Genomic DNA, 12,401 nt, shown 5'->3' with positions numbered 1-12,401 from the left:
TGTGCGATCAGGTGACGGCGGTGTCGAACACGATCGGGCGTGAGGCGCGGGAGCGTCGATAGCTGGCCACGACATCGCCGTGGCGGACCAACTGGCCCACCGTATAGAACGTGATGCGTGCCACGTCGCGCACCGGGCTGAAGTGACTCAGGCGGAACTCGCCCTGATAGCGCGAGGCGATAGGTACCGATACGACGCCAAGCCCCTTCTCTCGCGTGGCGGCGATAAGGATGGCCGCCTCGAACACAAAGTTTTCGGCCGGCAAATCCACCAGGTCCAGTGCGGCGCGCGGATACCAGCGCTGGCCACTCTGCGTATCGGCTACCGGTTGGGCGCATGCCCAGGAGATGCCCCAATCCGCCACGGCATTGGCGCGCCGCCGATTTTTGGGTTGCTGCTCGCGATCGAGCAAACGCGCACCGATCACGATGTGGTGGGGATAGCGCTGTGCGGCCGCGGCGATGCGCGGAATATCGCTGGCCAGGTGTTGGCCGTCGCCATCCATGGTGAGCACGGCGTCGTAGCCCTGGCGCAGCGCTTCGCGAAAGCCCGTACGCAGGCCTTCGCCTTTGCCGCGCCGCTGCGGGTGGCGCAGCAGGGTTACCGGCAATGCACTCACGATCTCCGGCGTGCGATCGTCTGATCCATCGTCCACCACGATCACCGGAACACCGAGTGCCAGCACGGATTGCACGACACGGCCGATCGCCGCCTCTTCGTTGAGGCAGGGAATCAGCACGCACCAGCGGACATCGGTTGTATTCAAGCAGGCGTCTCCATGACAACTCGCAGAGCCAGGGTTTCGGCCGCGGCGAGGATGTTCTCTCCAGCGCCACGAGCAAGATTTTGCACCAGCGGCCATGCCGATGCGGAAATGGGGTTGTCTTCGTACCACGCCCCGGTGGGCGGCGCCGGGCGCAGCTGGTCGCCAGCATGGGGATGCAGGCTGAGTGACAGGCGATACATGCTATGCGCGCTGGCTTGCGGGGCCATTACCAGGGCACAGCCAAAGCTGACGCGCGTGGCGCTCATGTCGAGCAAGGGGCCAGCGCCGGCGATGTCGCTGCAGACTAACAACACCGGGCGTTGTTCCGCTATGCACAGACTCGCTGCCTCCAGTAAGCCGGCGCCTACACTGGCGCGGCCGGCGCTGATGGCGCTGGAGGCGGCGTGGCAGCCGGTGGCGATGGTCCAGTAACCGGCGGGTGCGTTGTGCACGGAGTTGTGAAAGCGCGTGGGCGACAGCTCGGTGGGCGCCTGTGCCAGCGTGGCGCACATGTAGTCGGAGATCAGCTGATCGCCATAGGCGGAGCTGAAGACGCACGGCAGATCGGCGGCTGCATAGCCGCTCATCTGCACGGCTTGCCCGGCGACTTCGACCGCGAGCAGCACGCTTTCCGGCGCACGTCGGCGTTCGTTGGCAGGCAGCAGGCCAGCGGGCGGTCGCACGGCCGGTGCGGGCGTGTCCTGGCCGTGCAACTGTGCCTTGAGCGCCGCGAAATCCGCCAGCGCCGGTGACCACAGGCCGATGCCATCCAGATACACGGTGAGCATGCTCATGCGGGCGCTCCACCGAAGACCAGGCAGGCGTTGTTGCCACCAAAGCCGAACGAATTGCTCAGCGCCACCTGCACGGGGCGCTGCTCGCTCTCCCAGGCGAACTGCGGGCCGCAGACGGCATCGGGGGTCCGCGCGCCGAGGTTGGCCGGTATCAGGCCGCGCTCGATGGCCTGTAGCGCAAGGGCCGCTTCCAGGATGCCCGCCGCGCCCAACGTGTGGCCGGTAAAGCCCTTGGTAGAGCTGGCGCGGGTGTGGATGGGGAACGTACGTGCAATCAGCGCCGCCTCCACCTCGTCGTTCTTCTGGCTGGCGGTGCCGTGCAGGTTGATGTAGTCGACCTGCTCGGCGCGCAGGCCGGCCCGGGACAGGGCGGCGCGCAGCGCCAGTTCGGCACCGAGCCCATCGGGCGGCGGCGTGGACATGTGATGGGCATCGCTGGATTCGCCATAGCCGAGCAAGCGAGGCGCTTGGGGCGCGGCATCAAGGCGTTCCAGCAAGGCGAAACCGGCGGCTTCGCCGATGGAGATGCCGCGGCGCGCCTGGTCGAACGGTTGGCAGGGTTCGGGCGACACCAGCTCCAGTGCGTTGAAGCCGAACAGTACGCTGTCGCATAGCGTGTCCACGCCACCGACCACGGCGGCATCGGCCAAGCCCAGGCGGATCAGCCGCTCGGCATGGGCGAACACCTTGGCGCTGGAGGAGCAGGCGGTCGAAACCGTGAGGCACGGGCCTTCCAGCCCCAGCGCCTCGGCCACGAAGCCGGCCAGCGAATGCGGCGCGTGGATCAACGGCCGGCGCAGTTCCGGCGGTATGCGGCCGTCCGCGTCCAGCGTACGGTAGCCCTCCTCGGTGGCGCCGATGCTGGCGGTGGAGGTGCCCAGCACCAGGGCTACGCGTGCCGCGCCATAGCGCAGGCGAGCGTCCAGCGCCTGTTCGAGAAAGTGATCCTGCTGCAGGCCCAGCCAGGCCAGGCGGTTGTTGCGGCAATCCCAGGCGGCGTGCGCGGCGGGTAGCGCGGCGTCTTCCACGCCATCCACGCGGCCGATCCAGCACGCCAGCGGCGCGCTGCTGAAATCGTTGGCGCGGAGCCCGCTGCGCGAGGCGACCAGCGCGGCGTAATGTGCGTCAAGCCCTCGGCCCAGGGCGGAGGTGGCCGTATAGGTACGGACGGCCAAGGGTTGGAACGGAACAGACATCCGTTCAGCCTACCCAGCGACCGCCCCATTGCCTATGCCCGGACGGTCCGCGTACCGGGTAGCGTTCATCTTTGCGCTGGGGCAATTGCGCCCAGCTGGCCCGCTGCGCACACTCCTCCATCGGCGCTTTCGCGCCCCGCCCTGCCTGCCGCCGTGTCGCCATTCACTGCTCCCCTCAAACGTGGTCCCTGGCGCTACCTGAGCGATCGCGATGTGTTGCATGCGGTCGTGATAACGCTGCTCGCGTTGGTGTTGAGCCTGGGCCTGCTGTGGGTGGGCTATCTCATCCACGTCTGGCGCGTGGCGGCGCGCAGCCCGCTTACGCTGGCGCGGCCGATGACCGTGCTGGTATTCGGGCGCCGGCTGGTGGACGACCAGCCCGAGCGCGACTACCAGCAGCGCTTGCAACGGGCCTTGGCGTTGATGCGGGCCGAGCAGACCGAGCATGTCCTGCTGCTGGGCGGTCGCAGCGGCGGCAGCCTCAGTGAGGCCGCCGCCGGGCAGGCCTGGCTGAGCCAACATGGGCTGCCGCCCGGGGTGATTCTGCAACTGGAGCAGGCGTCGGTCGATTCGCTGGAAAACCTGCGTCACGCACGCAGCCTGTTGCAGGAAGATGGTCCGTTGATGCGCAGCTTGCCGCCGGTGGCACTGGTCACCAGTCGCTATCACCTGGCCCGTTGCCTGTTGTTGTCGCGCCGCCTGGGCTTTGACAGCGTACCCGTGGCGGCCGAGCCGGAGTTCAGGCTTGACCGCCGCAATCTGCTGCGCCTGCTGACCGAGTCGGGTTATCTCATGTGGATCGATGTGGGCGTGCGGTGGGGGCGGTTGATCGGCCATCGGCGCATCGTGGAGCGAATGAGCTAGGGCCGCACCGACGCGACGCCCGGCCGCATCGGTGCGCGCGGCGGCGCTTGCTAAGCTTGGCGCGTTTTGACCACGACCACGGACCGCGTGATGAGCCAGCAAGCCGACCAAGCCGAACTTTTCCTGCGTGCGCTGCAAGACCGCATCTGCGCCGCTGTAGAGCAGCTCGACGGCAAAGCCCGTTTCGAGGAAGACGCGTGGACGCGTCCGGCTGGCGGTGGCGGGCGCACGCGCGTACTGCGCGATGGCGCCCTTTTCGAGCAGGCGGGGGTGAACTTCTCGCGCGTCTACGGCCATCAGTTGCCGCCCAGCGCCACCGCGCATCGTCCGGACCTGGCCGGCGGCAGCTTCGTCGCCACGGGGGTGTCGCTGGTGCTGCATCCGCGCAACCCGCACGTGCCGACCACGCACGCCAACGTGCGCTATTTCGAGGCCAGCAAGGAAGGCGTGGCGCCGGTGTGGTGGTTTGGGGGCGGCTTCGATCTCACCCCGTTTTATCCGCACGACGAGGACGTGGTGCATTGGCACACCGTGGCCCGCGACCTGTGCGCGCCGTACGGCGAAGAGGTCTACCCGCGCTACAAGAAATGGTGCGACGACTATTTCTATCTCAAGCACCGCAGTGAAACACGCGGCGTGGGTGGCCTGTTCTATGACGATTTGAACGAAGGCGGCTTCGAGCGCTGCTTTGCGTTCACACGCGACGTGGGCCAGGGTTTCCTCGATGCCTACCTGCCCATTGCGGCGCGTCGCAAGGACGCGCCATATGGCGAGCGCGAGCGCGAATTCCAGCTATACCGTCGCGGCCGCTACGTGGAATTCAATCTGGTCTACGATCGCGGCACGCTGTTTGGCCTGCAGTCGGGCGGCCGCACGGAATCCATCCTGATGAGCCTGCCGCCGCGGGTGCGTTTTGAGTATGCCTATCAGCCCGAGCCGGATTCGGCCGAAGCGCGGCTTTCCGACTACCTCAAGCCGCGCGACTGGGTGTGAGGTCGACGGCTTGGTCGTCATTGGCCCGTTGCCGCGAATGACGACCGCCACGCCCTTCGGTTGGAAGAGGTCGCCTTATTCCTTCGGCGCGTCGCCACTGAACTTCACCGGCGTGGCGCCCTTCACCGGTCCGATCTGGGCGGTGTCGCTCACCTGCAGCACCACCTCGCGGCGGAACTCCAGCGTGCCCTGCACCACGGCGTGCGGGCCGATCACGATATGCGGCAGGCGGCTATTGCTGTTCCAGTTAAACCAGCCGCCGGGCTTGTCGACCAGGATGCCGCCTTCCACATGCGAATTGGCGCCCACGTTGATATCGCCGTTCACCGTGCGGATACCGTCACCCACGTGCGCGGCAGCAAGGCTGATGGTGCCGTTGACCGTGCTCACCTTGCCCGCCACTTCCGCGTGATCGCCCAGGCGCACGCCGCCATTGGTGGTGCCGATGGTGCTGGTGACACGGCTGTTGGCGCCCAGTGTGACCGAGCCGTTGACGGTGTCGATCAGCGACGCCTGCGACTTGTCGCCGATGTCCACCGAACCATTGACCGTGCTCGCCTTCTGCACCGTGGCGTTATCGCCGATGTGCACGGCGCCGTTGACGGTACTGACATTGCCGGCCTGCTGGCCCGAGTCCACGCGGACGGTGCCATTGACCTTGCTGACGTCGTTGTCCCAGGCGTGGGCCGCTACGGGCAAGGCCAGGGCAAAAGCGAGGGCGATAAGAGTACGGCGCATGACAGGGCTCCCCAAAGAATAGAAATGACCTGGCTAGGATGCACCCGCGCGGCGCCGGGTTTAGCATGACCTTCGACACGGGGCCGGCCTCCATTTGACGCGCCTGGGGCCGGGCCTCACCATTTCAGGTTTCCCGCCACCGATTCCCGCCATGTACAAGCTCGTACTCATCCGTCACGGCCAGTCCCAGTGGAACCTCGACAACCGCTTCAGCGGCTGGGCCGACGTGGACCTCACCGAACAGGGCAAGGCCGAGGCTGCCGAAGCCGGTCGCCTGCTCAAGGCCGAAGGCTATGCCTTCGACGTGGCCCATACCTCGGTGCTCAAGCGCGCCGTGCGCACCCTGTGGGGCGTGCTGGATGGGGTGGACCAGATGTGGCTGCCGGTGGTGACCGACTGGCGCCTCAACGAGCGCCACTACGGCGGCCTTACCGGCCTCAACAAGGCCGAGACGGCGGCCAAGTACGGTGAGGACCAGGTGAAGGTGTGGCGTCGCAGCTACGACATTCCCCCGCCGCCGCTCGATCGCGCCAGCAACGAAGCCGTGACCGACCCGCGCTACGCCGGGCTGGATGCCTCGATGATTCCCGATACCGAGTGCCTGAAGGACACCGTCGATCGCGTGCTGCCCTACTGGCATGACGTACTGGCGCCGGCCATCCGTTCCGGTCAGCGTGTGGTGGTGGCCGCTCACGGCAACTCGCTGCGTGCCTTGGTGAAGTACCTCGATCAGATGTCAGAGGAGGAAATCGTGGAACTCAACATCCCCAACGGCGTGCCGCTGGTGTACGAGTTCGACGCCAACCTCAAGCCGATCCGTCATTACTACCTGGGCGACGCCGCCGCCATCGCCGCCAAGATGGCCGCCGTAGCCAACCAGGGCAAGGCCAAGTAAGCCAGGAGACGACCTCGCGGGTGACAGACGTCACCCGCGATGGCTATGGCGCGTCAATCGCCACGCCGCGGGTCCGCCGCTAAGCTTGCGCACACTTTCCACGCGAAGCGCCGCCATGACCCCGAACATGATCTACGCCCTCATGATTCCGCTGATGGTGTTTGCCATTTGGCGCCGCGTGCGCGGCAGCTTTGGCCGTCAGCCGATCCGGCGCAAGCGCATGATGGCGCGCATCGTCATTTTCGCCGTGATCGGCGTGCTGCTGGCGGTGAGCGGACTGCACAACCTCAAGCTGCTGGAAGGCCTGTTGGGCGGCGTGTTTGCCGGTGCCGCGCTGGGCACCGTCGGCTTGCGCTTGACCCGCTTCGAGCGTCGCGCCGATGGCGCGGATTTGTACATTCCCAATGCCTGGATCGGCGGCCTGCTCACTGTGTTGCTGGTGGCCCGTCTGGCCTGGCGCTTCCTGGTCGTGATGCCTCAGCTGCAAGATCCGTCCGTGACGCATTCGGGGCCGGCCATGGGCAACAGCCCGCTGACCCTGGCGATCTTCGGGCTGATGATTGGCTACTACATTTGCTACAACGCCGGCTTGCTGGTGCATCACCGGCGTTTCGAACAGGCCCAGGCGGTAGCCTGAGGCCTGGTGCTCACAGGGCGTCGCTGTCCATCTCGCCCGTGCGGATGCGGATGACCTGCTCCAGAGGGGTGACGAAGATCTTGCCGTCGCCGATCTTGCCAGTGCGTGCCGATTGCTGGATGGCTTCCACCACGCGGTCCAGTTGCTCGTCGGCTACCGCCACTTCCAGCTTGATCTTGGGCAGGAAATCCACCACATACTCCGCGCCGCGATAGAGCTCGGTATGGCCTTTCTGACGGCCAAAGCCCTTCACTTCGGTTACGGTGATGCCCTGCACGCCCACTTCGGCCAGGGCTTCGCGCACATCATCCAACTTGAACGGCTTGATGACCGCCACCACCAGCTTCATGAGCTTTCCTTCCAATCGTTGGGTCCCGGCACGCGTGCCGCCAGACCGCCATTTTGCCTGCGCGACCCCGGAGCTGTCGCCTGGGACCCCCTCGTGTAGGAAAATACCTACAACACGTGACGGAGCATGCCGATAGTGGCATTTCACTTTATGAATCTACACTTACTTTCGACGAGTTCGAGGTGCTATCCATGATGGATAGGCAGGGTATTGATCAGCTTGCCCAGCGTCTTGTTTCGTTGGTTCCATCAGGATTGGCTCAGGCGCACCAGGATTTGCGCACCAACTTCAGCGATGTCCTGGCGCAAGGATTGCGTCGCCTCGACCTAGTCACACGCGAAGAGTTTGATGTCCAGGTTCAACTCCTGGCGCGCACCCGCGCCAAGGTGGAGGCCCTGGAGAAACGAATCGCCGAACTCGAGGCCGGTGCTGCCACCTAAGGGGGCGCAGCGCGGGCCCACGTCCCGGGAGCCGCCCCCGATTTGTCACCCTCACCCCGAGAACGGTCGGGGGCGGCTATTTTCATGCAGGCCGCGCGAGGGAACCGCTCCATGTCTGAATCCGCTAGCCGCATTCGGCTTGGTCATTCAGCGTCGGCCCCATGAGTCTCGCGGTCACGCTCAGTCGTGCCCAGGAAGGTGTGGCGGCACCCCAGGTCATGGTGGAAGTGCATCTGTCCGGCGGCCTGCCCGGGACCAATATTGTCGGCTTGCCTGAAGCTGCCGTGCGCGAGGCGCGCGATCGCGTGCGTGTCGCCATCCAGAACACCGCCTTCGAATACCCCAATCGCAAGGTCACGGTGAACCTGGCCCCGGCCGAGCTACCCAAGGACGGTGGCCGGTTCGACCTGGCTATCGCCCTGGGTATCCTTGCGGCAGGCGGCCAGGTACCGCGCGAAAAGCTCGACGACTGCGAATTTCTCGGCGAACTGGCGCTGTCCGGTGCGTTGCGCGCCGTATCCGGCGTGCTGCCGGCCTTGTTGCGGGCGCGGGCGCGCGGGCGGCGGGTGGTCGTGCCGCGGGCCAATGCCGCCGAGGCCGCGCTCGTTTCCGATGCCGATGTCCTGGTCGCCGACTCCCTGGCCGAAGTATGCGGCTGGCTGCGCGGTGCGCAGGAGTTGGCCATGCCGGGCGAGGCGTCGACGCAGATCACCGAAACAGGCGCGCCGGATCTGCTGGACGTGCGCGGCCAGCTGCAAGCGCGGCGTGCGCTGGAGATTGCCGCCACCGGCGGTCACCACATGCTGCTGATGGGGCCGCCGGGTACCGGCAAGACCATGCTGGCCGAGCGCCTGCCCGGCATCCTGCCGCCTCTCACTGAGTCCGAAGCACTGGAGACCTGCGCGGTACTTTCGGTGGCGGGCCAGTCGGTAGATCCTGCCCGGTGGCGTCGCCGCCCGTTCCGGGCGCCGCACCACACCAGCTCGGCGGTGGCCTTGGTGGGCGGGGGCGCGCTGCCCCGGCCCGGCGAAATCTCGCTGGCGCACAACGGCGTGTTGTTCCTCGACGAGTTGCCCGAATTCGGTCGCCACGTGCTGGATGTGCTGCGCGAGCCGTTGGAGTCCGGGCACATCGTGATTTCCCGAGCCGCCCGGCAATCCACCTTTCCCGCGCAGTTCCAGTTGGTCGGGGCGATGAACCCATGTCCCTGTGGCTATGCCGGTGATCCGCGCCAGTGCTGCCAATGCACACCCGATCAGGTGCGGCGCTATCGCGCCCGCATCTCCGGCCCGTTGCTCGATCGCATCGATTTGGCGGTGGACGTGCCGCGCGTGCCACTGGGCGAGCTGGGTGCATTGCGCGGGCCGCATGACGAGGACTCCGCTACCGTTCGCGCACGCGTGATCAAGGCGCGGCATCACGGGTTGATGCGTGCGGGGCGCTCCAACGCGGAAATCAGCACCCGCGAACTGGAGCGCGACTGTGCGCTGGGGCCGGCCGAGCGCCGCTGGTTCGATGCTGCGCTGGAGCGCCTGGGCCTGTCGGCACGCGCCTATCACCGTACCCTGCGTGTGGCCCGCACTATCGCCGATCTGGATGGCGGCGCCGCCCTGCTCGATCGCTCGCACCTCGCTGAAGCGCTGACCTATCGCCGCCTCTGAAGCGACGCAACAGCATTGCTCCCACGTTGCCCATGGCGAGCGTGGTTCCACACTCTGCCGCCACGTCATAACGGCCGCTTGCAGTGGAGCGCCCATGAGCGCGACTGAGGTAAGTGAGGTGAAGCACCCGGCGCGATCCTGTGTGCCGCCTACTGCTCGTGCTGGCTTATCTGCTGCAGAATCCGACGAAGGTGAGCGAGATCGGTTGCGGATAGTCGCTGGACGGCCAGCGGTGCATCGTCATGAACCGTGCGTTGGGCCAGCTCCACGAGCTGGCGGCCTGCGGACGTGAGCGACACCAGTTTTGCGCGGCGATTCTCCGGGTGCGGTCGGCGTTCAACCAGGCCACGATCTTCCAGATCGTTCACCGCGACAGTAGTGGCTGGCGCATCGCTGCCGGTCATCTCGGCCAGTTGACTCAAGGTTAGCGGCGCGTCGAGCAGTCGTCGCAGGATACGCACGCGGCTGAAAGGCAGGCCGGTGGCATCGCTCACCTTGCGACGCCATTCACCGCGGGTTTCCCACACCAGGCTGACCAGCATCTGCCACACGCTATCGGCAGCGCTGCCGTTGGGGGCGTGTCCAGTCATGCCGCCGCTCCCGCGGGGGCTTCTTCCAGCAAATGCGCCGCATGCCGCGTCGTCTCGTGTGCCCAGCGTGTATTGGAAAGCCACGCCAACAACAGCACGGTCGCGCCGCCGCCGGTCACCAGCCACCAGAACGGATGAGAGGCTTCGGCGAATCCATGATGCATGTGTGTGCCCAGAATGGTGCCTGCCAGCGCGACACCCAGTGACGCACCGATCTGCCTGCTGGTGGACGCCACCGCTGCAGCAAGACCCGCCTGGGCCTTGGGCATGCCCGATACGGCGGTATTGGTGATGGGCGCATTCACCATGCCGAAGCCGACTCCGAAGATCACATAGGTCAACAACAACCAGGGCAGCGGTGTGGTGGCGGTCAACTGCGTCATCAGCAACGCGCTGGTGATGGTGGCGACGCCGGAGGCCATCAGTGAGGGACGCGTGCCGTACGTGCCGACCAGTCGCCCGGAGAGCGGCGAGCAAAGAATGGTGGCGAGGGCGAGCGGCAGCGTGCATAGGCCGGTTTGAAAGGCCGACAGACCGCGTACTTCCTGCAGGTACAGTGCATTGAGAAACAGAAAGCCGGAGAACGCCGAGAAGCTGCATACGGCGATCAAGGTGGCGCTGCTGAAGGGCGCGCTGCGGAAGAAGCGAATGTCGATCAGCGGTTCATGGCGTCGAGGTTCGTAGATCAGCAAGGCGATCAGTGCGAGCGCGGAGGCGCTGAACAGGCCCATGATCGTCGGCGAGCGCCAGCCGGCGTGAGGACCCTCGATCACCGCATACGTCACCGTGGCCAGGATCACGAACACCAGCAACTGCCCCACGGCATCCACGCGTCGCGGGTGCGGTGCCTTGGACTCGGGGATGTAGCGTGCTGCCAACAACATCGCGGCGGCGCCCACCGGCAGATTCACCCAGAAGATCGAGCGCCAGCCGATGCTTTCGGTCAGCACGCCGCCGATCACCGGCCCCAGCGCCATCGAGACACCGGCGACCGCGCCCCACACGCCGATGGCGCGTGCGCGTGCTTTCGGCTCGTGGAACGTGTTGGCGATGATCGACATGGCCACCGGATTAAGCATCGTCGCACCCAGCGCCTGCACGATGCGAAACGCCACCAGGCCCTGGATGTTGGGGGCGATACTGCATAGCAGCGAGCCCAGCATGAACAGCGCCATGCCGGTCTGGAACACGCGGCGTCGGCCGAAGCGGTCGGCCATCGATCCGGCCAACATCAGCAGGCTTGCCACCACCATGGTGTACGCATCGATCACCCACTGAAGTCCCGATATCGAGGCGACCAGATCGCGTCGGATCGATGGCAGCGCAACGTTAACGATGGTCGCGTCCATGGCGACCATCAGCAGGCTCAGGCAGCAGATGCCCAGAATGAGGTTCGGATGCGTTGCGCTTCGACCGGAGTCGGCAATGGTTGTATTCATGTAATAATTGTTGATTCACAACCTTTTAGAGTCAATAGGATGCTGCTTCGCCGGTGTGCGCCACCCATGGCTTGGCGCGGGCCGGGTGCTTCGGCCCAAGCCGACACTGGACGGAACTCCAAAGTTCGAGCCTTCCAGGGCGTCTCAGTTTGTGTGTGCCGTGAACCATCGGCACACACTATGTATTCAAGTACGGTGCATAGTTAGCGCGTAAAGGGGATGCCATGAAGATCGAAACCGTTGCGGTGGCGCTTTTTGCTCTCTGGTTCTTTTCCGAACCCTTGATCCTCCGCACGGCACGTGACCGCAGCGGCAAGAACGTGGATGACCGCTCGCTCGCCTTGCTGGCCGGCAGCAATATGATCATTTCTTGGCTGTCCATAGCCCTCTATTTCCTGGGCATCGGCGCGCTGGCATTTACACCTGCACTGAAAATCTTCGGCATCGCCGTGATGCTTACGGGCTTTTGCATCCGCTGGGCCGGCATGTGGACGCTGCGGAAATTCTTTTCGGCCAACGTGGCGGTGCAGAGCGATCACCGGCTGGTGATCGCGGGGCCGTATCGCTTCGTGCGGCACCCCGGTTACTTCGGCGGCTGGCTGGGCTTTGTCGGGCTGGGTCTGGCGCTGGGCAACGGGATCGCGATGATCCTGCTCACGGTGTTCACCCTGCCCGGGTTTCTCTATCGCATCCATGTAGAAGAGAACGCGCTCAACGGTGCCTTCCCCGACTATCGACCGTACGCAGCACGGGTGAAGCGGTTCCTACCTTTCGTCTGGTAATGCGACGGTTGCAGCCCCTGGTGTTTCGCGATCCGAATGAACAACTCAAGGCTGCGACTTCAGACGGTCAACGCAACACCTGTCTCTTATACACATCTGACGCTGCCGACGACAACGTTCGGGTGTAGATCTCGGTGGTCGCCGGGGCAGTAGAAGGGGGGGGGGGGGGGGGGGGGGGGGGGGGGGGGGGGGGGGGGGGGGGGGGGGGGGGGGGGGGGGGGGGGGGGGGGGGGGGGGGGGGGGGGGGGGGGGGGGGG

The 12,401-nt window shown here is 65.8% G+C and carries 14 protein-coding genes; 7 read left to right on the top strand and 7 right to left on the bottom strand.

The genetic code is table 11. From position 1 onward, the window contains the following. Positions 1 to 7: 7 nt before the first annotated feature. From JHD67_RS11055 to JHD67_RS11045, 3 genes are read right to left on the bottom strand one after another with little or no spacing between them, the layout of a single operon-like run. Positions 8 to 766: a glycosyltransferase family 2 protein gene (locus JHD67_RS11055; RefSeq protein ID WP_199099238.1), complete on the bottom strand. Its 759-nt coding sequence runs from the start codon at positions 764 to 766 to the stop codon at positions 8 to 10. Then, positions 763 to 1,560 (bottom strand): beta-ketoacyl synthase chain length factor, encoded by a 798-nt coding sequence (locus tag JHD67_RS11050; RefSeq protein ID WP_199099237.1) that lies wholly within the window; start codon positions 1,558 to 1,560, stop codon positions 763 to 765. Before JHD67_RS11050 ends, JHD67_RS11055 begins: the two co-directional genes overlap by 4 nt. Next, positions 1,557 to 2,756, bottom strand: a complete 1,200-nt coding sequence (locus JHD67_RS11045; protein ID WP_199099236.1) for a beta-ketoacyl-[acyl-carrier-protein] synthase family protein — start codon at positions 2,754 to 2,756, stop codon at positions 1,557 to 1,559. The genes JHD67_RS11050 and JHD67_RS11045 overlap by 4 nt, the downstream gene beginning before the upstream one ends. Positions 2,757 to 2,969: 213 nt before the next feature. Here JHD67_RS11045 and JHD67_RS11040 point away from each other — a divergent pair, with 213 nt between their 5' ends. Continuing rightward, a complete protein-coding gene (locus JHD67_RS11040) occupies positions 2,970 to 3,620 on the top strand; it encodes a YdcF family protein (RefSeq protein ID WP_343214349.1) in 651 nt (216 codons plus the stop codon). 90 nt (positions 3,621 to 3,710) lie between these two features. After that, a complete protein-coding gene (gene hemF, locus JHD67_RS11035) occupies positions 3,711 to 4,613 on the top strand; it encodes an oxygen-dependent coproporphyrinogen oxidase (protein WP_199099234.1) in 903 nt (300 codons plus the stop codon). A 75-nt stretch (positions 4,614 to 4,688) separates the two neighbouring features. Here hemF and JHD67_RS11030 read toward each other — a convergent pair whose 3' ends face one another. Beyond that, positions 4,689 to 5,351: a hypothetical protein gene (locus JHD67_RS11030; RefSeq protein ID WP_199099233.1), complete on the bottom strand. Its 663-nt coding sequence runs from the start codon at positions 5,349 to 5,351 to the stop codon at positions 4,689 to 4,691. A 151-nt stretch (positions 5,352 to 5,502) separates the two neighbouring features. Between JHD67_RS11030 and gpmA the strand changes: the two genes are divergently transcribed. After that, entirely contained in the window at positions 5,503 to 6,246 is a 744-nt protein-coding gene (gene gpmA, locus JHD67_RS11025; protein ID WP_199099232.1) for a 2,3-diphosphoglycerate-dependent phosphoglycerate mutase, read from the top strand. Between the two features lie 127 nt (positions 6,247 to 6,373). Then, complete coding sequence (locus tag JHD67_RS11020) at positions 6,374 to 6,883, top strand: DUF1453 domain-containing protein (RefSeq protein WP_233171810.1); 510 nt, start codon at positions 6,374 to 6,376, stop codon at positions 6,881 to 6,883. 10 nt (positions 6,884 to 6,893) lie between these two features. Here the strand turns inward: JHD67_RS11020 and glnK are convergent, their stop codons facing one another. After that, the gene (gene glnK, locus JHD67_RS11015; protein WP_199099230.1) at positions 6,894 to 7,232 is read right to left on the bottom strand and encodes a P-II family nitrogen regulator; all 339 of its coding nucleotides are present in this window, start codon (positions 7,230 to 7,232) and stop codon (positions 6,894 to 6,896) included. A 191-nt stretch (positions 7,233 to 7,423) separates the two neighbouring features. Between glnK and JHD67_RS11010 the strand changes: the two genes are divergently transcribed. Together JHD67_RS11010 and JHD67_RS11005 are read left to right on the top strand one after the other, a co-directional pair. Next, positions 7,424 to 7,672, top strand: coding sequence for an accessory factor UbiK family protein (locus JHD67_RS11010; RefSeq protein WP_199099279.1), 249 nt, complete (start codon positions 7,424 to 7,426; stop codon positions 7,670 to 7,672). Positions 7,673 to 7,833: 161 nt separating this feature from the next. Further along, the gene (locus JHD67_RS11005; RefSeq protein WP_199099229.1) at positions 7,834 to 9,333 is read left to right on the top strand and encodes a YifB family Mg chelatase-like AAA ATPase; all 1,500 of its coding nucleotides are present in this window, start codon (positions 7,834 to 7,836) and stop codon (positions 9,331 to 9,333) included. Between the two features lie 149 nt (positions 9,334 to 9,482). Here the strand turns inward: JHD67_RS11005 and JHD67_RS11000 are convergent, their stop codons facing one another. Then, the gene (locus JHD67_RS11000) at positions 9,483 to 9,923 is read right to left on the bottom strand and encodes a MarR family transcriptional regulator (protein ID WP_199099228.1); all 441 of its coding nucleotides are present in this window, start codon (positions 9,921 to 9,923) and stop codon (positions 9,483 to 9,485) included. Further along, positions 9,920 to 11,362 carry an MFS transporter gene (locus tag JHD67_RS10995; RefSeq protein ID WP_199099227.1) on the bottom strand — a complete coding sequence of 481 codons (1,443 nt, stop codon included), beginning with the start codon at positions 11,360 to 11,362 and terminating at the stop codon, positions 9,920 to 9,922. The genes JHD67_RS11000 and JHD67_RS10995 overlap by 4 nt, the downstream gene beginning before the upstream one ends. Before the next feature lie 224 nt (positions 11,363 to 11,586). Here JHD67_RS10995 and JHD67_RS10990 point away from each other — a divergent pair, with 224 nt between their 5' ends. Then, on the top strand, positions 11,587 to 12,144 hold the full coding sequence (locus tag JHD67_RS10990) for an isoprenylcysteine carboxylmethyltransferase family protein (RefSeq protein WP_199099226.1): 558 nt from the start codon (positions 11,587 to 11,589) through the stop codon (positions 12,142 to 12,144). The last annotated feature ends 257 nt before the right edge of the window (positions 12,145 to 12,401 follow it).

It is taken from the genome of Dyella sp. ASV21, from assembly GCF_016428975.1.
Taxonomy (GTDB): Bacteria; Pseudomonadota; Gammaproteobacteria; order Xanthomonadales; family Rhodanobacteraceae; genus Dyella.
The sequence above is the reverse complement of the archived record's forward strand: the minus strand, read 5'-3'. Positions and strand labels throughout refer to the sequence as shown.